At 63.7% G+C, this 24,673-nt stretch carries 23 protein-coding genes; 9 read left to right on the top strand and 14 right to left on the bottom strand.

The annotated features are described in order from the left end of the window. Position 1 precedes the first annotated feature (1 nt). The 3 genes from sseA to JQ586_RS00725 all read right to left on the bottom strand — a co-directional run bounded on the left by sseA (position 2) and on the right by JQ586_RS00725 (position 2,584). Positions 2-859 (bottom strand): 3-mercaptopyruvate sulfurtransferase, encoded by an 858-nt coding sequence (gene sseA, locus JQ586_RS00735; protein ID WP_212392556.1) that lies wholly within the window; start codon positions 857-859, stop codon positions 2-4. 80 nt (positions 860-939) lie between these two features. Continuing rightward, positions 940-1,353, bottom strand: coding sequence for a rhodanese-like domain-containing protein (locus tag JQ586_RS00730; RefSeq protein ID WP_212392555.1), 414 nt, complete (start codon positions 1,351-1,353; stop codon positions 940-942). A 55-nt stretch (positions 1,354-1,408) separates the two neighbouring features. Further along, positions 1,409-2,584 carry a VWA domain-containing protein gene (locus JQ586_RS00725; RefSeq protein WP_212392554.1) on the bottom strand — a complete coding sequence of 392 codons (1,176 nt, stop codon included), beginning with the start codon at positions 2,582-2,584 and terminating at the stop codon, positions 1,409-1,411. 182 nt (positions 2,585-2,766) lie between these two features. On the opposite strand from JQ586_RS00725, the gene JQ586_RS00720 reads away from it, so the two are divergent. From JQ586_RS00720 to JQ586_RS00710, 3 genes are all read left to right on the top strand, one after another. Continuing rightward, a complete protein-coding gene (locus JQ586_RS00720; RefSeq protein WP_249147173.1) occupies positions 2,767-4,665 on the top strand; it encodes a diguanylate cyclase in 1,899 nt (632 codons plus the stop codon). A 182-nt stretch (positions 4,666-4,847) separates the two neighbouring features. After that, positions 4,848-5,690, top strand: coding sequence for a MoxR family ATPase (locus tag JQ586_RS00715; RefSeq protein ID WP_212392553.1), 843 nt, complete (start codon positions 4,848-4,850; stop codon positions 5,688-5,690). A gap of 77 nt (positions 5,691-5,767) precedes the next feature. Continuing rightward, complete coding sequence (locus JQ586_RS00710) at positions 5,768-7,270, top strand: NAD(P)/FAD-dependent oxidoreductase (RefSeq protein WP_212392552.1); 1,503 nt, start codon at positions 5,768-5,770, stop codon at positions 7,268-7,270. 152 nt (positions 7,271-7,422) lie between these two features. On the opposite strand, the gene JQ586_RS00705 is transcribed toward JQ586_RS00710, so the two are convergent. The 4 genes from JQ586_RS00705 to JQ586_RS00690 form a co-directional block, all read right to left on the bottom strand. Continuing rightward, positions 7,423-9,066, bottom strand: a complete 1,644-nt coding sequence (locus tag JQ586_RS00705) for a GMC family oxidoreductase (RefSeq protein WP_212392551.1) — start codon at positions 9,064-9,066, stop codon at positions 7,423-7,425. Positions 9,067-9,094: 28 nt separating this feature from the next. After that, complete coding sequence (locus tag JQ586_RS00700) at positions 9,095-9,688, bottom strand: GNAT family N-acetyltransferase (RefSeq protein ID WP_212392550.1); 594 nt, start codon at positions 9,686-9,688, stop codon at positions 9,095-9,097. Positions 9,689-9,795: 107 nt separating this feature from the next. Further along, a complete protein-coding gene (locus tag JQ586_RS00695; RefSeq protein ID WP_212392549.1) occupies positions 9,796-10,722 on the bottom strand; it encodes an SMP-30/gluconolactonase/LRE family protein in 927 nt (308 codons plus the stop codon). A gap of 157 nt (positions 10,723-10,879) precedes the next feature. Continuing rightward, entirely contained in the window at positions 10,880-11,716 is an 837-nt protein-coding gene (locus tag JQ586_RS00690) for an AraC family transcriptional regulator (RefSeq protein WP_212392548.1), read from the bottom strand. Between the two features lie 219 nt (positions 11,717-11,935). On the opposite strand from JQ586_RS00690, the gene JQ586_RS00685 reads away from it, so the two are divergent. Continuing rightward, on the top strand, positions 11,936-13,168 hold the full coding sequence (locus JQ586_RS00685; RefSeq protein ID WP_212392547.1) for an ABC transporter substrate-binding protein: 1,233 nt from the start codon (positions 11,936-11,938) through the stop codon (positions 13,166-13,168). Positions 13,169-13,306: 138 nt separating this feature from the next. Then, the gene (locus tag JQ586_RS00680; RefSeq protein WP_212392546.1) at positions 13,307-14,410 is read left to right on the top strand and encodes a mandelate racemase/muconate lactonizing enzyme family protein; all 1,104 of its coding nucleotides are present in this window, start codon (positions 13,307-13,309) and stop codon (positions 14,408-14,410) included. Between the two features lie 112 nt (positions 14,411-14,522). Here JQ586_RS00680 and JQ586_RS00675 read toward each other — a convergent pair whose 3' ends face one another. Further along, a complete protein-coding gene (locus JQ586_RS00675) occupies positions 14,523-14,870 on the bottom strand; it encodes a hypothetical protein (protein ID WP_212392983.1) in 348 nt (115 codons plus the stop codon). A gap of 241 nt (positions 14,871-15,111) precedes the next feature. Here JQ586_RS00675 and JQ586_RS00670 point away from each other — a divergent pair, with 241 nt between their 5' ends. Then, positions 15,112-15,345, top strand: a complete 234-nt coding sequence (locus JQ586_RS00670) for a hypothetical protein (RefSeq protein ID WP_212392545.1) — start codon at positions 15,112-15,114, stop codon at positions 15,343-15,345. Between the two features lie 83 nt (positions 15,346-15,428). On the opposite strand, the gene JQ586_RS00665 is transcribed toward JQ586_RS00670, so the two are convergent. From JQ586_RS00665 to JQ586_RS00655, 3 genes are all read right to left on the bottom strand, one after another. Continuing rightward, positions 15,429-15,566, bottom strand: coding sequence for a hypothetical protein (locus JQ586_RS00665; RefSeq protein WP_212392544.1), 138 nt, complete (start codon positions 15,564-15,566; stop codon positions 15,429-15,431). Between the two features lie 17 nt (positions 15,567-15,583). Next, positions 15,584-16,018, bottom strand: coding sequence for a cupin domain-containing protein (locus tag JQ586_RS00660; protein ID WP_212392543.1), 435 nt, complete (start codon positions 16,016-16,018; stop codon positions 15,584-15,586). Positions 16,019-16,347: 329 nt separating this feature from the next. Continuing rightward, a complete protein-coding gene (locus JQ586_RS00655) occupies positions 16,348-17,004 on the bottom strand; it encodes a glutathione S-transferase family protein (RefSeq protein ID WP_212392542.1) in 657 nt (218 codons plus the stop codon). A gap of 162 nt (positions 17,005-17,166) precedes the next feature. Between JQ586_RS00655 and JQ586_RS00650 the strand changes: the two genes are divergently transcribed. Together JQ586_RS00650 and JQ586_RS00645 are read left to right on the top strand one after the other, a co-directional pair. Then, positions 17,167-18,390 (top strand): polyhydroxyalkanoate depolymerase, encoded by a 1,224-nt coding sequence (locus JQ586_RS00650; RefSeq protein ID WP_212392541.1) that lies wholly within the window; start codon positions 17,167-17,169, stop codon positions 18,388-18,390. Between the two features lie 315 nt (positions 18,391-18,705). Next, a complete protein-coding gene (locus JQ586_RS00645) occupies positions 18,706-19,497 on the top strand; it encodes an extracellular solute-binding protein (protein WP_212392540.1) in 792 nt (263 codons plus the stop codon). A 78-nt stretch (positions 19,498-19,575) separates the two neighbouring features. Here JQ586_RS00645 and JQ586_RS00640 read toward each other — a convergent pair whose 3' ends face one another. The 3 genes from JQ586_RS00640 to JQ586_RS00630 all read right to left on the bottom strand — a co-directional run bounded on the left by JQ586_RS00640 (position 19,576) and on the right by JQ586_RS00630 (position 23,415). Continuing rightward, positions 19,576-21,312 (bottom strand): bifunctional protein-serine/threonine kinase/phosphatase, encoded by a 1,737-nt coding sequence (locus tag JQ586_RS00640; RefSeq protein WP_212392539.1) that lies wholly within the window; start codon positions 21,310-21,312, stop codon positions 19,576-19,578. A gap of 60 nt (positions 21,313-21,372) precedes the next feature. After that, positions 21,373-22,197, bottom strand: coding sequence for a formate/nitrite transporter family protein (locus tag JQ586_RS00635; RefSeq protein WP_212392538.1), 825 nt, complete (start codon positions 22,195-22,197; stop codon positions 21,373-21,375). Positions 22,198-22,668: 471 nt separating this feature from the next. Further along, positions 22,669-23,415 (bottom strand): transporter substrate-binding domain-containing protein, encoded by a 747-nt coding sequence (locus JQ586_RS00630; RefSeq protein ID WP_212392537.1) that lies wholly within the window; start codon positions 23,413-23,415, stop codon positions 22,669-22,671. Between the two features lie 311 nt (positions 23,416-23,726). Between JQ586_RS00630 and JQ586_RS00625 the strand changes: the two genes are divergently transcribed. Further along, complete coding sequence (locus tag JQ586_RS00625) at positions 23,727-24,665, top strand: ketopantoate reductase family protein (RefSeq protein WP_212392536.1); 939 nt, start codon at positions 23,727-23,729, stop codon at positions 24,663-24,665. Positions 24,666-24,673 lie beyond the last annotated feature (8 nt).

Here is a 24,673-nt window from a genome sequence, read left to right as displayed (position 1 = left end):
ATCAGGCCGGCCCCGTCGCGATCGGCGGGCCGCTCGCCTGGCCCCATTCCGACCAGGAGCCGTCATACAGTGCGGTGTCGGTGACGCCGAGCCGGTAGAGCGCAAGCGTCAGCACGCCGGCCGAAACGCCCGATCCGCAACTCGTCACGATCGGGGCGTCAAGCCTGACGCCGGCACCGGTGAACGCCGTGCGCAACTCGTCGAGCGGCTTCATTGCCCCAGTCGCAGCGTCGAACAGGTTGCCATAGGGCACGTTGCGGGCGCCCGGGATGTGGCCGGCGCGGATGCCCGGCCGCGGCTCGGCCGCACGGCCCTCGAAGCGATCGGCGGCACGCGCATCGATCACCTGCTCGGCACGGTTTCCGACATTGGCGATCATCTGCTCGATGCTGCGCACGCGCTTCGGATCGTAGCTCGCCTTGAAGGTTGCAGGTTTCGCCGTCACCTCGCCGCTCTCGACCGGCCGGCCCTCGGCGCGCCACTTCTTCAAGCCCCCATTGAGGATACGCACATTGCGATGGCCATAGGAGAGGAACATCCACCAGGCCCGCGGCGCGGCGACCCAGCCGCCGGCGTCGTAGATGACGACGGTGTCGGAATTGCCGACGCCGAGCGCACCGATATCGCGGCCGAACTGCTCGGCGCTCGGAAACATGTGCGGCAGCGGATTGGAATGATCGGATATGGCGTCGACGTCAAAGAACACCGCGCCCGGCAGGTGCGCGGCGAGGTAGTCGTCCTTCGGCAATGGCAATACGCCCGGCAGCTTGAAGGTCGCGTCGAGCACCTTGACATCGGCGTCACCGAGATGCGCGGCAAGCCAGTCGGTCGAAACAAGCGGATCGTCGGCAGTGGTCATGGAAGCACTTTCTTTTCGTCATTCCACGGCGCGACCAAGTCGCCAACCCGGAATGACGGTGAAGGGAATGGCAACAGCCGTCAGCCTTTCTTCTTCGGCTCCCACGCCTCGATCGGGCCGCCGGCATCGCGCCAGGCGGCGAAACCGCCGCCCATATGCGCGACCGGCTTCAGACCCATGTCCTTCGCGGTCTTGGCGGCGAGTGCCGAGCGCAGGCCGCCGGCGCAATGAAAGATGAACTTCTTGTCTTCCTGGAAGATCGGCTTGGCGTAGGGACTGTTCGGATCGATCCAGAACTCCAGCATGCCGCGCGTGCAGGAGAACGCGCCCGGGATCTTGCCGTCGCGCTCGATCTCGCGCGGATCGCGGATATCGACGATCACGACATCGTCCTTCCCGATCAGCGTGATCGCATCCTTGGCGCTGATGGTCTCGATCTCGGCATTGGCCTCGTCGATCATCGCCTTGATGCCGCGGTGAATGGTCTGGGCCATCGGACTCTCCCTCGATATTGGTGGCGCACCCGCCGACGCGCCGCGCGTTGTGCGCTTACCGCACCAGCTCCCGCATCGCATTCTCCAGACCCTCGATCGTGATCGGGAACATGCGCTCGGAGAAGATGCGGCGGATGATGGTGGTCGATTCCGAATAATCCCAATGCTTCTGCGCCACCGGATTGAGCCACACCGAATGCGGATAGGTGCGGATGATGCGGTCGAGCCAGACCGAGCCGGACTCCTCGTTGACGTGCTCGACCGAGCCGCCGGGAACCATGATCTCGTAAGGCGACATCGATGCGTCGCCGACGAACACCACCTTGTAGTCGTGGGGATATTTGTGCAGCACGTCCCAGGTTGGCGTGCGATCGGTGAAGCGCCGCTTGTTCTGCTTCCAGACGCCCTCATAGAGGCAGTTGTGGAAGTAGAAATATTCCATGTGCTTGAATTCGCTCTTGGCGGCCGAGAACAACTCCTCGACCTGCTCGATATGCGAATCCATCGAGCCGCCGATATCGAAGAAGACCAGCACCTTGACCGCGTTGCGCCGCTCCGGACGCATATGCACGTCGAGATAGCCGTGGTTGGCGGTCTCCTTGATCGTCGTGTCGAGGTCCAGTTCGTCGGGCGCCCCGGTGCGCGCGAACTTGCGCAGCCGCCTGAGCGCGACCTTGATGTTGCGGATGCCGAGCTCGACATTGCCGTCGAGATCCTTGAACTCGCGCTTGTCCCACACCTTCACGGCGCGGTTGTTGCGGTTCTTCTCCTGCCCGATACGCACGCCCTCGGGATTGTAGCCATGGGCGCCGAACGGCGAGGTTCCTGCCGTGCCGATCCACTTGCTGCCGCCCTGGTGACGGCCCTTCTGCTCCTCGAGGCGCTTCTTCAAGGTCTCCATGAGCTTGTCCCAGCCCATCGCCTCGATCTGCTTCTTCTCTTCCTCGGTGAGGTACTTCTCCGCGAGCTTCTTCAGCCACTCCTCGGGGATCTCGGCCTTGCCCATGGCGTCGAGCAGGCTTTCGAGCCCCTTGAACACGGTGCCGAACACGCGGTCGAACTTGTCGAGATTGCGCTCGTCCTTCACCAGGGCCGCGCGCGACAGATAGTAGAAGTTCTCGACCGTCTGTTCGGCGAGATCGGCGTCGAGCGCTTCCATCAGCGTCAGATATTCCCGTAGCGTCACGGGGACCTGGGCATCGCGCAGCGATGTGAAAAACTGCAGGAACATGGTTACTTAAATCGCCCGCCGGGCCGGTCGCGTCAAGGGCTCCGGCCCCGGCCCGGCCCGCGGATCAGCCATTCACTTTCACTTAACCACCCCCGCGACCTTCGGTCTGCGCCCCTGAAACGTGACGTTAAGATGGAACGTTGATCAAAGTAGGCTACACGACGCCCCTGGACCCGGCCGCCTTGCCCAGCACTAACTCCAAGCTGCCGAAACTGTTTTCGCCGACCGCGATCGTCGCGGCCGTGGTGACGGCGATGAGCGTCTGCGTGCTGGGGCTCCTGGTCTGGAAGGGGGTCGAGGCGCGAACGATGGCGCTGGCCCAGGGTGAACGCGACATCCGCAATCTCACCCATTCGCTGGCCGAGCAGGCCTCGCATTCGATCCAGGCCATCGATGTGGCCATGAGCGCCATGGTCGACCTCCTGAAATATCAGAAGCCGCGCGTCGACCGCTTCAACGCGGCGCTGCGCAAGACAGCCGACGCGCTGCCGCAGATCGGGGAAATCGGCGTGATCGATCCCGACGGCGTCAGGATCTATTCGTCCGCCGCGGAGCTGCCGGCGCACAACAATGCGGACCGCGACTACTTCATCGCGCATCGGGATTCGCCCGATCCGTCGCTGCACATCAGCGAGCCGCTGCAATCGCGCCTGACCGGTCAGCCGACCATCGTGCTCTCGCGCCGCATCACCAGGGAAGACGGCAGCTTCGGCGGCGTGTTGTTCGCGACCATCGAGAGCCGCTACTTCGACAACTTCTACCAGGCCTTCAAATTCGGTCCGCACGCGGGAATCACCCTGCTTCGCCTCGATGGCGTCGTTCTCGCGCACTGGCCGGCAGGCAGATGGAACAGGGAGGTCTCCGCGGACTTCAGGGCCGCGATCGAGCAGGATCGAGCCGGCTATACCAAGACCACGTCGCCGTTCGACGGGCGCGATAAATATCTCGGCTTCGAGCGCGCGTCCCAATACCCGATCGTGGTCACCGTGGCGCTGCCGGAAGAGCAGGTCCTCGCCGCGTGGCATGAGGACTTGAAGAACGACCTGCTTGTCGCCGTGATCCTGATGGGAAGCGTCGTCCTGTTTGCGATCCTGCTTGCGAAGGAATTCGGCAAGCGCGCGACGGTCGCGCGGATGCTGCGCGAGCGCGAGGCGCGCTACCGGCTGCTTGCCGACAACATCGCCGACGTCGTGATCCTGCTCGACCGCAACGGCTACTTCCTGTTCGTGTCGCAGTCCGTCGAGACCATCCTCGGCCTCAAGGCCGACGAACTGATCGGCAAATCCTGCTTCGAGTTCGTGCATCGCGACAACCTCGCCGACGTGACGCGGGCCACATCGGAATTGAGGGACTGGACCACGACCAAGACCGTGCAGTTCAGGACCTTCCGCGCCGACAGGTCCGAGATCTGGGTCGAGATCAACTTCAAGCTTGCCGGCGCGGCGGATGATCACCGCGCCATCGAGGTCGTCGGCGTACTGCGCGACGTGTCCGAGCGGCGCAAGATGGAGGACGAACTCAACGCCCTGAATGTGCGCCTCGCCGAACTTGCGACCACCGATGGCCTGACCGGGCTCGCCAACCGGCGCAGCTTCGACAATGCGCTGCCGCGGGAATTCCGCGACCGAGAGCAGATCTCCATCATCATGATCGATATCGACCACTTCAAGGGCTTCAACGACAGCAACGGCCATCAGGCCGGCGATGAATGCCTGCGTCGCGTGGCCCGCGTGATCGCAGACGCCACCGACAGCACGTCGGCGCTGGCGGCGCGCTATGGCGGCGAGGAGTTCGCGGTGATCCTGCCCGGCGTCGGCGAACAAGGCGCGTTCATGGTTGCGGAAGTCATGCGTCTCGCTGTGCGCTCGCTCGCGATCGCCAACCCGGCCGCGGATTGTGGCGTGGTCTCGATCAGTCTCGGCATCGCGAGCCGCACGGCCACGACCGCCGATGAGGCCGCCCTGCTCGGCGAGGCCGATGCCGCCCTTTACGAGGCCAAGCACTCGGGACGCAATCGTACCGTGCTTGCCTCCTCGCTCACGGGCGGCGGTCATTCCGCAGGGCGGAAACAGTACGCCTGACATACTATGCACGGGCCGCCGCCCTGGTACCGCTGCGCTGCGGAATCCGCGCTAGACCGCCCGGCTTTTTCAACTAGAATTGTATGTGACAAGACATTGGACAGGACAAGTGACCGCTGCGAGAGCGGTCTTTTCGTGTGGAGGCCGAGGCGTCCCGCGAACGAACCAAGGCAAACAGATAGATGAAATTCACGGGAACCAAGGACTACGTCGCCACCGATGACCTCAAGGTCGCCGTCAATGCCGCCATCGTGCTCGAGCGCCCGCTGCTGGTGAAGGGCGAGCCCGGCACCGGCAAGACCGTGCTGGCCGAGGAAGTCGCCAAGGCGATCGACGCGCCGCTTTTGACCTGGCACATCAAGTCGACCACCAAGGCGCAGCAGGGACTCTACGAATATGACGCGGTGTCGCGCCTGCGCGACAGCCAGCTCGGCGACGCCAGGGTCTCGGACATCAAGAACTACATCAAGCGCGGCAAGCTGTGGGACGCCTTCACCCATGAGAAGCGTCCGGTGCTCCTGATCGACGAGATCGACAAGGCCGACATCGAATTCCCCAACGACCTCCTGCTCGAGCTCGATCGCATGGAGTTCCACGTCTACGAGACGGGCGAGAACATCAAGGCGAAGCTTCGCCCTATCGTGATGATCACATCGAACAACGAGAAGGAGCTTCCGGACGCGTTCCTGCGCCGCTGCTTCTTCCACTACATCAAGTTCCCCGACGCCGACACCATGGGCAAGATCGTCGACGTGCACTTCCCCGGCATCAAGAAACGCCTGGTGGAAGAAGCGCTGCGCATCTTCTTCGAGGTGCGCGAGGTGCCGGGCCTGAAGAAGAAGCCCTCGACCTCCGAGTTGCTCGACTGGCTCAAGCTGCTCCTGAACGAGGACATCACCCCCGAGATGCTGCGCGAGCGCGATCCGCGCAAGCTGATCCCGCCGCTGCACGGCGCGCTGCTCAAGAACGAGCAGGACGTGCATCTGTTCGAGCGGCTGGCGTTCCTGAGCCGCCGCGAAGTCTAGTTCCGAGATCGGCAACCGCCGGGGCCCTCGCTCCGGCGTTTTGCGTCCACGTCCGAACCAACAAGAAGACAGGGAAGATGAACGTCCAGACCCAGATCCGGGCCGCCGAGCCCGTCACCACAGAGCATTTCGACGTCCTGGTCGCGGGCGCCGGCATCTCCGGCGTCGGCGCCGCCTATCACCTCACGACGCAATGCCCGGGCACCAGCTTCGTGGTGCTGGAGACGCAGAAGACGTTCGGCGGCACCTGGTCCACCCACCGCTATCCCGGGATACGCTCCGACAGTGACCTGCACACGTTCGGCTATCGCTTCAAGCCGTGGACCAGCGCGCCGATCGCGAGCGCAGCCGAGATCCTGAAATACATGGGCGAGGTGATCGAGGAGAACGATCTCGCACGCCACATCCGCTATCGCCACACCATCACCGCGGCGAAATGGTCGAACGAGACCAATCTCTGGACCATCGATGCTGTCAGGATCGACACCGGCGAGCGGCTGCGCTTCACCACCAACTTCTTCTGGATGTGCCAGGGCTATTACCGCCATGCCGAGGGCTACACCCCCGAATGGACCGACATGGCGAAGTTCAAGGGCCCGATCATCCATCCGCAGAAATGGCCCGAGGATCTCGACTACAAGGGCAAGCGCGTGGTCGTGATCGGCTCCGGCGCCACCGCCGCGACGCTGATCCCGGCGATGGCCGACGATGCCGGCCACGTCACCATGCTGCAACGCTCGCCGACCTATTTCCGCACCGGCCGCAACGCGATCGAGATCGCCGAGGAGCTGCGCAGGCTGCAGGTCGACGAGCACTGGATCCACGAGATCACCCGCCGCAAGATCCTGTTCGAGCAGGACGCCTTCACCAAGCGCACGTTTGTCGACCCCGAGGGCGCCAAGAAGGATCTGCTGGCGGCGGTCGAGGCCGTTCTCGGCAAGGACTACGATATCGCGACGCACTTCACGCCGAGCTACCGGCCGTGGCGACAGCGCATCGCCTTCGTCCCCGATGCCGACCTCTTCCATGCCATCAAGGGCGGTAAGGCGTCCGTCGTCACCGACGAGATCGACCGCTTCACCGAGAAGGGCATCCTGCTGAAGTCCGGCAAGGAACTCGAGGCCGACATCATCATCACCGCGACCGGCTTTCATCTCTCGGCCAACGGCGATATCGACTTCGAGATCGACGGCAAGCCGCTCGATTTCAAGGACACCGTGACCTATCGCGGCATGATGTTCACCGGCGTGCCGAACCTGGTCTGGGTGTTCGGCTATTTCCGCGCCAGCTGGACTTTGCGCGTCGACCTCGTCGCCGACTTCGTCTGCCGCATGCTCAACCACATGAAGGAGACCGGCGCGAACAAGGTAACGCCGGCGCTGCGGCCCGAGGATCACAACATGCCGCTGCTGCCGTGGATCGATCCGGAGAATTTCAACCCCGGATACATGATGCGCGGCATGCACCTGCTGCCGAAGCGCGGCGACAAGCCGGAATGGCAGCACAACCAGGACTACTGGGCGGAGAAGGACGAATTCCCGGCGATCGACCTGAAGGACAAGGCGTTCGTCTACGGCTGAGCTCCTGATCTTGCCCTTCTCCCCGCTTGCGGGGAGAAGGTCGGGATGAGGGGGACCCTCAACGAACTCAGTGCGTGGACGGTCTCCTCACCCGAAATTCGCGTCTCGCGAATTTCGACCTCTCCCCGCACGCGGGGCGATAGCGAAACCCCTCACGCATATTCCGGCAGTTTCGCCGCCGCCTCCGGCGTCTTGCCGCGGATCATGTCGGAGGCCTTGTCGGCGATCATCAGCGTCGACGCATTGAGATTAGCCGAGATCATCCGCGGCATGATCGAGGCGTCGATCACGCGGAGGCCCTCCATGCCGTGGACGCGAAGCTGGTCGTCGACCACGGCCCAGGACGCATTCGCAGGCCCCATCCGGCAGGTGCAGCCGGGATGGAAGGTCGTGGTGCCGCGCTCGGTCGCGGCGGCGAGGAATTCGTCGTCGCTCTGCACCTTCGGGCCCGGAAAATCCTCGTAGGCGAAATACGGCTTGAGCGGATCGGAGGCGAGCAGCCGCCGCGCCAGCCTCATGCCGGCGACGACGACGCGGCGGTCGAGCTCTTCGGTGAGATAGTTGGTCTGGATGATCGGCGGCTGGAACGGATCGGCCGAGCGGATGCGGACGTAGCCGCGGCTCTCCGGCCGCTGCTGCCAGGAGGCAACCGTCATGCCGGGCTCGTCCTCGAGCTGGCCCTGCACGCCCTCCTTGTAGCTCGCCGGCGTGAAGGTGAGCTGCAAATCCGAGCTCTCGGTCGTCTCCCCCGAGCGCCAGAAGCAGTAGACCATGGTCGGCGACAGCGACAGCAAGCCGCGCCGCGTCGTCGCCCATTTCAGCGCCTCGACCCAGAGACTGAGGCCGCGGCGCAGCTCGTTGATGGTCCTGATATTCTTGACCCGCGCCACCGAGCGCGGCGCGTAGTGGTCCTGCAAGCCCTCACCGACACCCGGCAGCGCGTGGCGCACCTCGATGCCGTGCGACCTCAACAGATCAGGCGAACCGACGCCGGAGAGCTGCAACAGCTGCGGCGAGTTGTAGGCGCCACCGGAGAGGATGACCTCCTTGGTGGCGCGGATCTCCAGCGGATCGCCGTATTTGCCGCCGCGATTGTAGCGAACGCCGACCGCGCGCTTGCCCTCGAAGATGATGCCGGTGACGTGCGCATGGGTGCGCACGTCGACATTCGGCCGCTTGCGCGCCGGATGCAGATAGGCGGTTGCCGCGCTGACCCGCAATCCATTCTGGATGGTGCGCTGGCAATAGGAGACGCCCTCCTGGATCTGGCCGTTGTAGTCGGGGTTGCGCGGAATGCCGAGGCTGACGGCGCCGTTCATGAAGGCTTCGCAGAGCGGGTCCTGCCAGTCCATGGTGGTGACTGTGAGATTGCCGTCGCGGCCACGATAGGTGTCGTCGCCCTCGCCTATCCGCCGCTCCATCCGCCGGAAATAGGGCAGCACGTCGGGATAGCCCCAACCGCGATTGCCGAGCTGTGCCCAGGTGTCGAAATCCTGGCGCTGGCCGCGGTTGTAGATATGGCCGTTGATCGAGGATGAGCCGCCCAGCGTCTTGCCGCGCGGCGCATAGATGCTGCGCCCTCCGGTGTAGGGACCGACCTCCTGCTGGTAGGCCCAGTTCACGCTCTTCATGTGGAAGGTCTTGATGAAGCCGGCCGGCAAATGGATGTAGGGATGCCAGTCGCTCGGCCCCGCCTCCAGCACGCAGACGCGCATCGCAGCGTCGTCACTCAGGCGGTTGGTCAGCACGCTCCCCGCGGAGCCTGCGCCGATGATCACATAATCGAACGTTTCCATCGTCTCGTTTCTGGCGCTGACGTCGCGGTCAGCGCGCCTTTTCGTTGAGCTGATAGTCGAGATGGGCCTTCACTGTCGGCCATTCGCTGGCGATGATGCTGTAAACCACGGTGTCGCGCAACGAGCCGTTGGGCGAGATCTGGTGGCTGCGCAGGATGCCGTCCTGCTTGGCGCCGAGGCGCTCGATGGCGCGGCGGCTCTGATGATTGAAGAAGTGCGTGCGGAATTCCACCGCGATGCAATCGAGCGTTTCGAACGCATGGGTGAGCAGCAGCAGCTTGCACTGCGTATTGACCGCGCTGCGCTGCACACGCCTGGCGTACCAGGTCGAGCCGATCTCGACCCGGCGGTTCGGCGTGTCGACATTCATGTAGGTGGTCATGCCCGAGATTTGGCCGGCGGCGTCGAACACCGTGAACGGCAGCATCGAGCCGGCCGCCTGCAAGCCCGGCCGGCGGTCGATCTCCTTCTTCATGTTCTCCGGCTTCGGAATCGAGGTGTACCAGAGCTTCCACAGCTCGCCGTCCTCAGCGGCGTCGGTCAGTCCCTCGATCTGATCGTGCGACAGCGGCTCAAGCCGCGCATGCTCGCCGCGCAGGGTCACCGGTTCAAGCCAGGGCATTCTGTCGTCCTTTCCGTCATTGCGAGGAGCGATGACCGAAGCAATCCATCGCTCCGCACATGTTGAAGCACGGATTGCCTCGCTTCGCCCGCAATGACGTTGTTACATCATTTGTTCAAGAAGTTGAGCGGCAATCCGGGCCGCGGCCAGTCCATCGCGATCAGTTCGCCCTTGCCCGACAGCGTGATGTAGGCGGTTTTCAGCTCGGGGCCGCCGAAGGCGATGTTGGTGGTGACACGGTCACCGGTCGGCACCTGCTCGACCAGGGCGCCGTCGGGCGCGATCACCGAGATACAGCCAGAGACCAGCGTCGCGACGCAGACATTTCCGCTCGCTTCCACCGCCAGCGAGTCGAACATCTGATAGCCGCCGAGGCCTGCGATCGGCTTGCCGCGCTCGCCGCGATAGATCACGTCGCGCGGCTTGACCACACCGGGCTCCGAGAGCTCGTAGGCCCAAAGCCGCGCGGTCGGGGTTTCCGCGATGTAGACGGTCTTTTCGTCCGGCGACAGCCCGATGCCGTTGGCCGGCAGCACGCCGTGCACGGCCTCGACGATCTCGCTCATGCCCGGCTTCAGATAATAGAACGCGCCGACATCCATGTCGCGGGCGCGGCGCTTGCCGAGATCGGAGAACCACAGCCCGCCCTGGCGGTCGAACACCAGATCGTTCGGCCCGCGCAGCTCATGCTCGCCGCATTTCGTCACCACGGACTCGACCTTGCCGGATTGCAGGTCGACGCGCTGGATCGAGCCGCCCAGATAATCTCCCGGCTGCGGTCCCGGCATGATCATCTTGCCGGTCGGGATCCATGAGAAGCCGCCATTGTTGCAGACATAGATCTTGCCGTCCGGGCCGAGCGCCGCGCCGTTCGGGCCGCCCGGCACCTTCGCCACGATTTCCTTGCGGCCGTCGGGATAGACCCGGGTCAGACGCTGGCCTCGGATCTCGACCAGCACGACCGACCCGTCGGGCATGACGACCGGACCTTCAGGAAACTCGAGATCAGTGGCGAGAACACGGATATTGGCCATGGCATCCTCCCGGCTCGTTGGCTGCCGGCGGAGTCCAGGGGTCCCGCACGCGCAACATGTTGTTTCGCCCCGTTATGGCAAAGTCGTTCCGCCTTGCCAAGCAATCGCGGGCGCAACGCTGCCCGGCACTTGCACGGTGTCATCACCCGCGCATTGTCTAGACCACCGGCACCCAGATCTCCAATCCGCCATAGCCGGTGCTCGGATCGAATTTCTCGTCATAGCGCTCGAAGTTCGGCGCATCGGCGACCTTCATGCCGGACTGCGGCAGCCACCGATTCCAGATCGTGTTGACGGTGCGGCGGATGGTCGAGATGTGGTCCGCATGGGTGAAGACGAGGTATTTCTGCTCGGGAATCCGGACGCGGGCGAATTCGCGCGGCAGGTCGGAGAAATCTGCGACCTCGAGGCCGGCGATGTAATCGAAATTGCCGGCATCGTCGCCGTTGCAACAGACGCCATAGGCGATCTTGCCGACGGGCCGCGGAATCGCGGCGTGCTGCATATGGAATTCATGCCACTGGTTCGGGATGCCGGCGGTAGAGCCGTTCGCATGATTGTAGCGCTCGCCGATACCGGCGACGAGGAACGCCTTGCCGTGAGCAACGCGCGGCGGGTCGATATGATCGAGGGCTGTCGAGATCATGGTGATCGGCTCCTGCAGCTTGAGCTTCTTCAGGCACGTCGTCGCGCGGACCGTCTCGGGCGTGACACCGAAATGGTCGCGGAACGCGCGGGTGAATGCTTCGTGGGAGCCGTAATCCGCATCCAGCGCCAGGGTCAGGATATCGGGCGCGCCCGCGGCGAGCTGGTGCGCCGCCTCGCTGAGTCGACGCGCACGCACATAGCGCATGACCGAAAATCCCGTTGCCTCCGCGAATGCGCGGACAAGATGAAAGCGCGAAACGCCGGCGATCGTCGAAATCTCGTCGAGCGTCAACGCCGTGCCGAGATGGCTCTCGATATACCAGAGCGCTTTCTGGGCTGGATTCATCCGCAACAACTCTCTTTCGAAGCACTCACATCATGCTCGCGTGCTGCACGTGGCATTTGACAGTCCTTGCGGTTCCGCTCCACGGAAATCTACTCCGAAGGCATCGCTGGTAACATGGCCGCAACCATGCATACTTGACGCTGCATCGATCCGACGGCTCACCCAAGCTGCCCCACAATCAAGACTGCATGAGCCGCGGCCAGCATGTCAGGGAGGACAATGATGCACCAGCGACTCTTGAGCTATGCCCGATCCGCTGCGCTTGCGGGATGCCTTGCAATCGGCGTCGCAGGCGCAGCCAATGCGCAAAAAGCCTACGATCCGGGCGCGACCGACACCGAGATCAAGATCGGCAACATCATGCCCTATTCGGGCCCGGCCTCCGCCTACGCCACCATCGGCAAGACCGAAGCGGCCTATTTCAAGAAGGTCAACAGCGAAGGCGGCATCAATGGTCGCAAGATCAGCTTCATCTCCTATGACGACGCCTACTCGCCTCCCAAGATGGTCGAGCAGGCGCGCAAGCTGGTCGAGAGCGACGAGGTGCTGTTGATCTTCAACCCGCTGGGCACGCCCGGCAACTCGGCGATCCAGAAATACATGAACGCCAAGAAGGTGCCGCAGCTTTTCGTCTCGACCGGCGCCGCCAAGTGGAACGACCCGAAGGACTTCCCGTGGACCATGGGCTGGCAACCCAGCTACCAGGTCGAGGCGCGCATCTACGCCAAGTACATCCTCAAGAACTATCCGGGCAAGACGATCGGCGTGCTCTACCAGAACGACGATTTCGGCAAGGACTACCTGATCGGCCTGCAGGAAGGGCTCGGCGACGAAGCCAAGAAGCTGATCGTGATCGAATCATCCTACGAGACGTCGTCGCCGACGGTCGACTCGCAGATCGTGCAGATCAAGGGCGCCAATCCGGACATCTTCATCAACATCGCGACGCCCAAATTCGCCGCGCAGGCGATCAAGAAGGTCGCGGAGCTCGATTGGCATCCGGTGCAGTTCCTGACCAACGTTTCCGCCTCGATCGGTGGCGTGATGAAGCCGGCCGGGTATGAGGCGAGCCAGGGCGTGCTGTCCACGCAGTACCTGAAGGATCCCAAGGATCCCGGCTGGAAGAACGACCCGGCGATGGTCGAATGGCGCGCCTTCATGACCAAGTGGTATCCCGAAGGCGACCAGGACGACGCCGCGACCGTGTTCGGCTACGGCGTTGCCAAGGGTCTCGAGCACGTGCTCAAGCAGTGCGGTGACAACCTGACCCGCGCCAACGTGATGAAGCAGGCAGCCAGCATGAACTTCGAGATCGGCATCTTCCTGCCGGGCACCAAGATCAAGACCAGCGCCGATGACTTCGCGCCGATCGAGCAGCTGCAGATGATGCGGTTCAAGGGCGAGAGCTGGGAGCTGTTCGGCCCGATGATGAGCGGCGAGAAGGGCGCGTAGGGCTCCGGCCAGGCGTCTGCCGTCATTGCGAACGACGCGAAGCAATCCGTTGCCTGCTCGCAGGAGGACGAATGGATTGCTTCGTCGCATCCTCGCAATGACGATCCGGTGGCACTTGCGCGAGAGAGGGCAACAACGATGAAAATCACCGACGTCCGCGCCCACCATATCCGCATCCCCTATGACGCAGGGCCTGCGAGCTTCCGCCAGGGCGCCTCCGCGATCTCCGCGCTCGACATGGTCGTGGTCGAGGTCTCGACCGATGGCGGCCTGACCGGCTGGGGCGATGCCTTCGCCTATGTCTGCCCGAAGACGAGCTGCATGGCGGTGACCGAGATGATCGCACCGCAGGCACGTGGCCTCGAGGTGCCGGACGCCACGGCAATTCCCGCCGCGATGGAGCAGGTTCAGCGCAATCTGCATCTGTTCGGCCGCTACGGCATCACGATGTTCGCGATCTCGGCGCTCGACATCGCGCTGTGGGATCTCGCCGGCAAGGTGAAGGGCGTGCCGCTGCACCGGTTGATCGGCGGCGCGAAGCGCACCACGATTCCGGCCTATGCGAGCCTGATGCGGATCGGGGTGCCGGAGCAGATCGCGGGCGAATGCAGCAAGGCGATCCAGTCAGGCTATTCCGCGATCAAGCTGCACGAAACCACGGTGCCTGCGGTCGCCGCCGCGCGCAAGGCGATCGGCACCGGCGTGCCGCTGATGGTCGACATGAACTGCCCGCTCGATGGGCCGGCCGCGATCCGCTTCGCCCATGATTGCAGAGCGTCCGCACCCATGTTCCTGGAGGAGCCGGTCTGGCCGCCTGAGGATTTTGCGACATTGGCCGAGGTGCGCAAGCAGGGCGGGCTCGACATCGCCGCCGGCGAGAACGCCTGCACCGTGCATCAATTCCGCCAGATGATCGAGGCCGGTGCCGTCAGCCACGCCCAGCCCTCGGTGATCAAGGTCGGTGGCATCACCGAATTCCTTGCAGTGGCCGAGCTCGCCGACCAGCGTGGCGTTCAGGTCATTCCGCACTCGCCCTATTTCGGGCCCGGCTTCCTCGCCACCCTGCACCTGATGGCGATCCGCGATGCCGGCCTGATCGAAATGTTCTTCATGAATCGCCCGGCCTGTCTGTGGGGTGGCCGCATCGACGTCGACGAGAGCGGCCACGTCGCCGTGCCGCAGGGGCCGGGACTGGGCTACGAGCCGGACAGGGATGTGATGCAGCAATATCGGGTGGCGTGAGCGCATTCCGGGCCTCAGAAGCAATCCACCTGTCCACGAGTGAGGAGAGATGGATTGCTTGGTCGGGTCAACGCATTGCAATTCTGTCGCGGGCTCCTCGCAATGACGGGACCTACTTCGCGCTCTCCTTCGCTGCGGGCACGGCATCCTTCGCCGGCGATGCGTCGGCTTTCTTCTTCAGATCGTCGGCGAGCTTGCCCTGCGCGGTCTGCAGATCCGCGACGAGCTTCTGCAAGCTCGCGACCGTGCCCTTCAGAGTTTCGATCTGGCGATTAGCCGCATCCAGCTTCTGCTGATGATCCGATGTGAGCTTGCTGATCGTCTTCTGCAGGAAGTCGACATTGCTTTGCAGGCAGCTGGTGCGCCGCTCCATGGTTTTCTCGACGGTGCAGATCTCGATACCGGGAACATCCTGCGCGCCGGCACGTCCGCCGACGCCGAGCGCGAGCGGCATCAACATTGCAAGGCCCACGGCAGGAGCCACACGAACAACCAGACGAGCGATCATCACCATCCCCAACCAGGCGCGCCGTTCACAGCTTTGTGCATGCGGCGCGGAAAGCACGGCAGACATACCACACTGAAACCGCATTCAAGCGGTGTGCTTGGGGATGACGAAACTCCCGTGTTGGGACGGGAGCTTGGGAACTTATTTGGTTCGATCCCTTTTGGCTCGACCTTGGGCACCGGAGACAAATCACATGGCAACCCGCGAAAAACGGCTGGCGCAGTTCGATGGCAATGGCGAGCCTTCACCCAACCAGCGCGTGGAAGTGCTTTGTGAGGATCACAGCGGAACGTATCAGCTGCCGTTCGCCTGCCGCTTTGTCGACGGCCAGTGGCGCAATGACGCGACCGGCGGCGCGCTGGAGGCCAATGTCATCGCCTGGCGCATGCCGCGCGACAAGGCCGAGAAGCCAGCGGGCGTGGCCTGAAGCCCGCTGCGCTGTTTCAAAACGCGACGCGACCACCTGTCTTCTTAAGAATCGGAACGCGGCTGGAACGAACCGCGTCCGAATCACTGATTGAGCGCCGTACTCCGTTGTTCACGGCTAGATGTGGCCATGAGGCCGAGACGGCGCACCACATACAGAAGCATGACGATCGGCCGCACCCAGCGGCCGACGACAAAGGTTAATTCTTCCGCTGACGACATGGCAGCTCCTATTGCACTCACGCCCAGGGCGTGGGCGGAGGCACCTTGTCGGTGCCCGGATCGACGTCGATGGTCTTGAAATCGGCAGGGCTGACGATTTCGAGGTATTCCATGTCCTTGGAGTAATCGAACAGGTAGTGGGTGATGCCGGGACGCTGATGCACGACGTCGCCGGCCTGGACCAGCGTCTCCTTGTCCTCGTACATGAAGCGCGCCCAGCCCTTGGTCATGATGACGATCTGGAACTCGCAAAGATGCTTGTGCCAGCCGGTGCCCACTTCCGGCGGCAGGTCGGGATTGGCCTTGACCAGATGGCAGATCACCTGCCCGCCGGTGGCGTCGGCAATCCCGAGATCGCGATACAGGAAGAAGTCGCGCAGACCCCCGCCCTTGAACTCGGTGTCACCGGGTTTGACGTGGGAGAATTTACTGACGACGGCTGGTTGGTTCATCGGAGCCTCCACGGTTCTCGTATCAGCGAGATCGCGGCGCGGCTCGGCGTCCAAATTTTCGGCAGCGTCGCATCGTCGCGGTCACAGCTTCGCGACTGCCATGCGAAATCCTTGCCAGCCGCGCTGCACTGCGGCGATCCAGCGCCCGCGCCATGGCCCTATCCGCGGAAGCATTTGCCGTAAAGCGTGAATTCGCGTTCTGCTGATACCGTGTGGCTTCACGGCATGATCCGCGCGGCCGCCGAAAGGCGCCGCTGGTGGCACATCGCCTGAGCAACGCCTGCCCGGCGCGTGAGCCGCCGCTGCGGAGAGGTCGGGCAACGGACTGCCTAATATTCGACCTCGAGCTCCTCGACATCGGCGGGCTCGGCCTTGGCCGCCTCGATCCATTCGAGCATCTCGGGCATCGTCATGATGGTCTTGGCATAGGCCGCAAGAAGCGGCTCGAGTTTCACATCATAGGTCATGAAGCGGGTGACCACGGGCGCATACATCGCATCCGCCATGGTGCGGCGCTCGCCGAACAGGAACGGCCCGCCCGATCCGGCGAGGCAGTCGCGCCAGATGGTGCAGACCCGGTCGATATCTGCCTGCGCGCGCGACCAGATCTTGAAGCCGGGAAAGTGCCCCTTGAGGTTGACCGGCAGCGAGGCGCGCAGGGTCGTGAAACCGGAATGGATTTCACCCGAGATCGAGCGGCAATGCGCGCGCTGCACCCGGTCCTCCGGCAGCAGGCCGGCCTGCGGCACGAGTTCGTTGAGATATTCCGCGATCGCCAGCGTGTCCCAGACGGTAGCGCCGTCATGGCGCAGGCAGGGCACCAGGATCGAGGACGACAGCAGCAACAGCTCGGCACGGGCCGAGGCGTCATCGGGAGCGGTGACGACCTCCTCGAAGTCGAGGCCGGAGAACTTCGCCAGCAGCCAGCCGCGCAGGGACCAGGACGAGTAGTTCTTGCTGCTGATGGTGAGTGTCGTTGTCGCCATGCCCATTCCTCACGCCTGCACGCCCGGCACTTGAGCCCAGACCCGAGCCGAAGACCCGGGCACCGGTCGGTTTTGCAGCAAGCGACGTGCCAATTTGCCGGGCGGCCTGCCTCCGCTCTGGCGTCGATATTGCATGGCCAGCCGGGCAAGGGCGGATGGCGTATGATGTCAATGATGTACCAAGCCTATCAGAACCACATGGACCTCACGGCGCCCTGGCGGTCCGGGGCCGCAGCGGCGCTGAAATACCTCAACCTGGTGCCGCAGGGCGTCTCCGACCGGGTGTTCGGCCGGCTTGCCGCCGCACTCGAATTGATCTCCCGCTCCACCCTCACCTACACCCGTCCGGACTACGCGATCGGCAGCGTCGTGGTCGGCAACAGGGAATTGCAGGTCACCGAAGAGGTCGCCTACGCGACGCCGTTCGGCTCCCTGCTGCATTTCAGGAAGGTGGACGGGCCGGAGCAGCCGCGGCTGCTGCTGGTGGCGCCGATGTCCGGGCATTTCGCGACGCTGTTGCGCGGCACCGTGAAAACGCTGCTGCAGGACCACGACGTCTACATCACCGACTGGCACAATCCGCGCGATATCCCGCGCGACGCCGGCCGCTTCGGGCTGGAGGACTACACCGACCACCTGATCGACTTCCTCGACAAGCTCGGCCCCCGCGCGCATATGGTGGCGATCTGCCAGCCCTCGGTCTCGGCGCTGGCGGCGGCGGCCGTGATGTCGGAGGATAACCATCCCGCCCGGCCCGCCTCGCTGACGCTGATGGCCGGACCGATCGACACCCGGATCCAGCCGACCAAGGTCAATGAATTCGCCAAGGCCAAGCCGATCGAGTGGTTCGAGCACAACCTGATCAACTACGTGCCGATGCAGTGTCGCGGCGCGCTCCGCAAGGTGTATCCCGGCTTCGTGCAGCTTACAGCCTTCGTCTCGATGAACCTCGAGCGGCACATCAAGCAGCACATCGACCTCGCCCGGCACATTGCCAAGGGCGAGACCGACAAGGCCGAGGTGATCAGGACATTCTACGACGAATATTTCGCAGTCATGGACCTGCCGGCGGAATTCTACATCGAGACCGTGCGCGACGTATTCCAGGAGCATCTGCTGCCGCAGGGCCGGTTGATGCATCGCGGCCGCCCGGTGAACCCGGCCGCGATCAAGCGCATGGGGCTGATGACGGTCGAGGGCGAGAAGGACGATATCTGCTCGATCGGCCAGACGCTCGCAGCCCAGGACCTCTGCACGGGGGTGCGGACCTATCGCAAGGTGCACCACATGCAGGCCGGCGTCGGTCATTACGGCGTGTTCTCCGGAAAACGCTGGAACAACGAGATCTATCCGCTGCTGCGCGATTTCGTGCACGTGAATTCGTGAGAGGGCTTGCGCTCTTCCGTAGCCCGGATGGAGCGAAGCGCAATCCGGGAAAGCGTTTCCGCGGAGAAGCAGGCCCCGGATTTCGCTGCGCTCCATCCGGGCTGCGGAATCTCGCGTTCTGTGATCGCTCTATCGACGTCATTGCGAGCGACCTGACTTGTCCGCCGAAGCCTTGGCGAAAACGGCGGCAATCCATGCATCCGACGATGTGAAATGACGGATAGGCCGAACGCCTAGTCACGCCCCTTTCCCAACGATAGTCTCCCCGCCACGACGACCCCCTCGCTTCCAAGAATCGTCCCGGGAGAAACCTCCATGCGCCGCCCTGCCTTCCGCACCTTCGCGCTCGCCTTTCTCAGCGCCCTCGCCCTCACCTCGGCTGCCTCCGCCGCCGAAGTCCACGTCATGATCTCGGGCGGGCTGACGGCGGCCTACAAGGCGCTGGTGCCGGAGTTCGAGCGCAAGACCGGGCACAAGGTCGTCACCGCCTTCGGGCCATCGATGGGCACCACCACAAACGCCATTCCGGTGCGGCTGGAGCGCGGCGAGCCGGCGGACGTGCTGATCATGGTCGGATACGCGCTCGGCGACCTCATCAAGCAGGGCAAGGTGGAGGCCTCCAGCCGCGTCGACCTCGTCAAGTCGCCGATCGGCGTCGCGGTCAAGACAGGCGCGCCGAAGCCGGACATCACTTCGGCAGAGTCGGTCAAGCAGGCGTTGCTGGCGGCGAAAACGATCGCCTATTCCGACAGCGCCAGCGGCGTCTATGTCTCGACCGAAATGTTCTCGAAGCTCGGTATCCTCGACCAGATGAAGGGCAAGGCACGGCAGATTCCTGCAACGCCTGTCGGCGAGATCGTCGCCAAGGGCGAAGCCGAGATCGGCTTCCAGCAGATCAGCGAGCTCAAGCCCGTCGCTGGCATCGATATCGTGGGTCCGCTGCCGGATAGCCTGCAGAAGATCACGGTGTTCTCCGCCGGCATTGCCACCGCCTCGAAGGAGCCGGAGGCCGGCAAGGCGCTGATCAGCTTCTTCGCCTCGTCAGAGGCGCATGACACGCTGGTCAAGAGCGGGCTGGATCCGATCCCGGCGAGCGCAACGCATTAGGTTGCCCGCGCGGCTTCCCACCTTCATTGCCAGCGAGCGAAGCGACGAAGCAATGATGGGGACGGGCTTCGTCCATCCTCACCGAAAATGATGCGCACCGTAGGCGAGCAGAACAATGATGACGAGCGCCAGCAGCAACGTCGTCGACTTCCAGAACAGCACCGGGTTGCGCTCGATCAGCGGGGCCGACGACGTCGTCAGGTATTTTGCGTTCGGGTTGCGCAGGTCGAACAGGAATTCCGAGAAACTGTCGTAGCGCTTGAGCGGATTGGGATGCACGGCGCGCTCCAGCGCGCCGTCGACCCAGGTCGGAATGTCGCGCCCGCTGTGGGTGGCGGGGCCGTAGACCAGCCGGTTGAAATCAGATCGCGTGCGGGCACGGGCGATCTGGGCGCCGTAGGGCAAACGCCCCGTCAGCATTTGATAGGTGATGACGCCGAGCGAGAACAGGTCGGATCGAACTGTGCCGCGCTCGTCGCAGAAATATTCCGGCGCGGTGTATTGCTGGGTGCCGAGGATGTCCTCGGCGCCGGACGGCGCCGCATCGGTGACACCTGATATCCGGGTTGAGCCGAAATCGATGATCTTCACCGTTCCGGTCCTGTCGATCATGATGTTGTCGGGCCTGACGTCCTGATGCAGCATCTCCTTGCGGTGGAAGGCGCGCAGGCCTCTGGCGATCTGCTCGGTGATGTCGCGCACGATCTCCAGGTCGGGAGCGGGATTGTCGATCATCCACTGCCTGAGCGTCTGGCCGTCGATATATTCCGTGGTGACATAGAGGAAGTTGCGCCGGCGCTGCGGCAGCCAGGGCTTCAACACATGCGGGCTGTCGATGCGCCGGGCGACCCATTCCTCCATCATGAAACGCTTCAGGTAGGCCGGATCGTCGCGCAGGTCGATCGACGGGATCTTGATTGCGACGGTGGTGCCGGACTCCTCGTCGACCGCGAGATAGATGTGGCTGCGGCTCGAGCCGTGCAGCTCGCGCACGACGCGGTAGCCGTCGAAGCGCATGCGTGCCTCGAGCAACGGCGGCAGCGGCAATTCCGTACCCTGCCCGAACACCTCGCGCGCGTCGCCGTCGGGCAGTTCGTCGATGCGGATGATCTGCGCGGTGAGATTGTCCTGGCTGCCGTGCTCGAACGCCTGCGCGACGATCGACTTCGCGGCCTTGTCGAGATCAGCGGCGGCGTCGAGGATCGTGCGCGCGAGCTGCCGCGGCGGCACATGCTCGTAGATGCCGTCGGTGACCAGCAGGAAGATGTCGCCGCGCTCGAGCCGGAAGTTCTGGTAGTCGATCTCAAGCTGCGGGTTCACGCCGAGCGCCCGGCCGAGATAGCTCTGCTCCGAAGAGATCACGACGCGGTGGTCATTGGTCAGTTGCTCGAGGCTGCTGCCGGAGACGCGGTAGATCCTGCTGTCGCCGACATGGAACAGATGCGCCGTGGTCGACCGGATCACCATGGCGCTCAGGGTGCAGACATAGCCCTTGTCCTTGTCGTAAGGATTCTGGCTGCGCCTGGTCTGCGCATGCAGCCAGGAATTGGTCGCCTCCAGCACCCGCTGCGCCGAGGTCTTCACCGACCAGGATTCCGATGTGCAGTAATAGTCGGTGAGGAATCCCTTGACCGCGGATTCGGCGGCGACGCGGCCGAAGGTGCTCGAGGAGATGCCGTCGGCAAGCACCACCGCGATGCCCTTGAGCCCGAGCAACGGCTCCTCGGGGATCAGCACTCCATGAAAATCCTGATTGGTGTCCTTGCGGCCCTTATCAGAAAACTGCCCGACCGAGATTTTCAGTGTGCGCGGCATCGCTTCGCAAGAGCTTTCCGGGTCCCTCCCCTGCAGGAGAGACCCGGATGCGTGTCGAGATCAAGCCGCGAGACGCTCGCGATCGCGGCTCGGCGCCGTCTTCACATGCGTCGTGTAGAGCGTCAGGCCGGTGAAGGCGAGACCGCCGGCGAGGTTGCCGAGCACGGTCGGGATCTCGTTCCAGATGAAGTAGTCCAGGATCGAGAACTTGGCATGGAGCATCAGGCCGGACGGGAACAGGAACATGTTCACCACGGAGTGCTCGAACACCATGTAGAAGAACACCAGGATCGGCATCCACATCGCGATCACCTTGCCGGGGACCGTGGTGGAGATCATCGCGCCGACGACGCCGGTGGAGACCATCCAGTTGCACAGCATGCCGCGGATGAACAGCGTCGCCATGCCGGCCGCGCCATGGGCCGCGTAGCCGAGTGTCCGGCTCTCGCCGATATTGCCGATGGTCATGCCGACCTTGTCGGGATCCTGCGTGAAGCCGAACGTCGTCACGAAGGCCATCATGAACGCCACTGTCAGCGCGCCGCCGAAATTGCCGATGAACACGAGGCCCCAATTGCGCAGCACGCCGCCGAGCGTGACGCCGGGCCGCTTGTCGAGCAGCGCGAGCGGCGAGAGCACGAACACGCCGGTCAGCAGATCGAAGCCCAGCAGATAAAGCATGACGAACCCGACCGGAAACAGCAGCGCGCCGACGATCGGCTGCCCGGTGTTGACGTTGATCGTCACCGCGAACCAGGCTGCCAGCGCGAGGATCGCGCCGGCCATGTAGGCGCGGATCACGGTGTCGCGCGTCGACATGAAGATCTTGGATTCGCCAGCGTCGACCATCTTGGTGACGAATTCGGAAGGAGCGAGGTAGGCCATTCTTCAAGTCCCCTAAGCAATCTCGAGCGCCGATGTCGCGACGCCGCTGGTTGAAAGGCTCGTCCGCCCGGGAACGCGCGCCGCGATCCGCAACCCGGCAGGAAAGCCGGGCATTCGGTCTCGGCAGGGATGCGCAAGCCTTCGCGGAGATTTTGGTCACGGCTGCTCGCGGCGACGGATGTCACCTTGATCCCTTTGCCTCGGCCGGCGGTGGCCTTGGCAGTCCGGAGGACGGCAGTCGTCATTGACTGAAACAATTAAAAGCAATGCACATGCCAACGGCCGCCACCCAAGGCGGCGCCGAAAAACGTTGAAATTCGAGGGTTTTGCGCACCCCTCTGGTCCCTCGCTGGCGGTGATGCCGCGTATTTGGGCAGTTTGCCCAGATGTCACCCCCGCAGTGCGGAATGAGCCGGACAACGGCAGGCCCCCGCTGCGGCGGCGCCTCGCCGGAGCCGGCGGGGATCGGAGCTATTTCGTCTGGGTCCGGATCGGGGCGTCCTTCAGGCCGTTATCGTCATAGGCCTTGCGCAGGGTGCCGTTGGCGAGGGCTTCCGTCATGAACCTGGTGACGAAGGCGGCGGCGAGCGGATGGTCGAGCGGCACCGCGACTGCGGTCACGGTCTGCTTGAAGGTCTCATCCAGCACGCGGGTGCCCGGGATCTTCTTCGCCATCGCCATCAGCTGGTCGCGCGACAACGCAAAGGCGTCCACCTCGCCACTTTCCAGGAGATGGAAGATCTCGTCATAGGTCTGATAGCCCGTGACCCTGGCGTGCTTGAGATGCGCGATCGCGCCGCGCATGGTCGTGGTGTTGTTGACGGCGGCGACCTTGACGCCGTCCTGGTCGAGGGTGGCGAAATTCGTGATCTTCGATCCCGGCCTGACGATGTAGGTGGCGTCGGCGACCTCGTAGATCGGACCGAACGTCATTTTGGTCTCTCGTTCGGGATCCTTCGGCAGGAAAGTGACGTCCCAGCTGTTCTTGCCCGCGGCGTCGGTGATCTGGCCGGAATTCTGGTACGCGACATATTCGACGGGTACGCCGAGTTGCGCCGCCATCTCGCGGCCGAGATCGACGGGGACGCCTGCATAGCCGCTCGCGGTCCTGGTCGACCAGAACGCACCACCGGCCGGGCTGATCCCGATTGCGACACGGAGCTTGCCGGTCGGCGCAATCTGATCCTTCAGCGCATCGGCGTGGGCTGGCACGGCCATCACAATCACTCCACACACGAGGCCCACCAGGCCCAACAGCTGACTGGACATCGCGCCTGCTCCGCTTGGTTCAATCGATCAACGGGCCTTGCGGGCCATTGTCGTCAATCCTCGGCGGTGTTGATACCCGAATTTCCGGTGTCGCAGATAACTTTTGGCGGAGGATCCCGTTGTGCTCGCAGAGTGTCGGGCGCCGGTCTCCGGGTCCTGGAATTTTTTACTCAATCGGAGCCTTGCCGGTATTGACCGAGGCGGGCTTAGCCAGAATGCTACCCGGCATATTTGATGCATTTGAGCACACGGGGTAGCTGATGCGATATCTCGTATTGGGCGCTGGCGCGCTGGGCGGTTACTTTGGCAGCATGCTAATCAGGGGCGGGGCCGACGTTACGTTCCTCGTCCGGCCAGCGCGTGCGACTCAGCTTCGACGCGATGGCCTGATAGTAAAAACACAGGACGGCGACGAACTGCGCACTCAGGTCAAGGTCGTTCAGAGAGGCCAGCTGGACGGCAGCTACGACGTGGTCCTGCTCTGCTGCAAGGCCTACGATCTCGACCCGGCCATGGATGCCATCGCCCCGGCCATGAGCAGCGGGAGCGCGATCGTCCCCTTGCTGAACGGCGTGCGGCATATCGACGTCCTGAAGGAGAAATTTGGTCCGGAGCGCGTGCTGGGCTGCCTCACGATCATCAATGCTGCGCTGATGGCGGACGGATCGATCCAGCAGAGCCAACTGCGTATCAACCTCACCGCGATCGGTGAACTCGACGGAAGACTGTCCTCCCGTTGCACCGCCATCAAGACAGCGCTTGAAGCAGGTGGCATTCCGGTCCAAATCTCGGAAAGCATCCTGGTGCTGATGTGGGAAAAGTTCTTCGGGTTCACCTGCAACGCAGCAATAGCTTCGCTAACCCGATCACGCGCCGGAGCGATCGCGCAGGCTGCCGAGGGGGCCTCCTTCGTCTCCGCCGTCATCGACGAATGCACGCGGGTCGTGACTGCGTTGGGCCACCCTCCTCTCCCTGCGTTCAATTCTGCTGCTCAAATATCGGGACTGTTTTCACAAGCGAGCTCGACATACGGGCCGTCCATGCTCATCGACATGGAAGACGGCCGACCTACGGAAGGCGAACATACCATCGGCGATCTTGTCGAACGGGCGGCGCAAGCCTCCGTCAGCGCGCCGCTTCTGACGGCCGCCCGATGCAATCTGCAGACCTACGAGATAAACCGTGGCGGGTCGAAGTAAGCGAACAG

Source organism: Bradyrhizobium jicamae, assembly GCF_018130215.1.
GTDB classification, from domain to species: domain Bacteria; phylum Pseudomonadota; class Alphaproteobacteria; order Rhizobiales; family Xanthobacteraceae; genus Bradyrhizobium; species Bradyrhizobium jicamae_A.
Note: the sequence above shows the minus strand (reverse complement) of the source record. Positions and strands in the feature narration are given on the sequence as shown.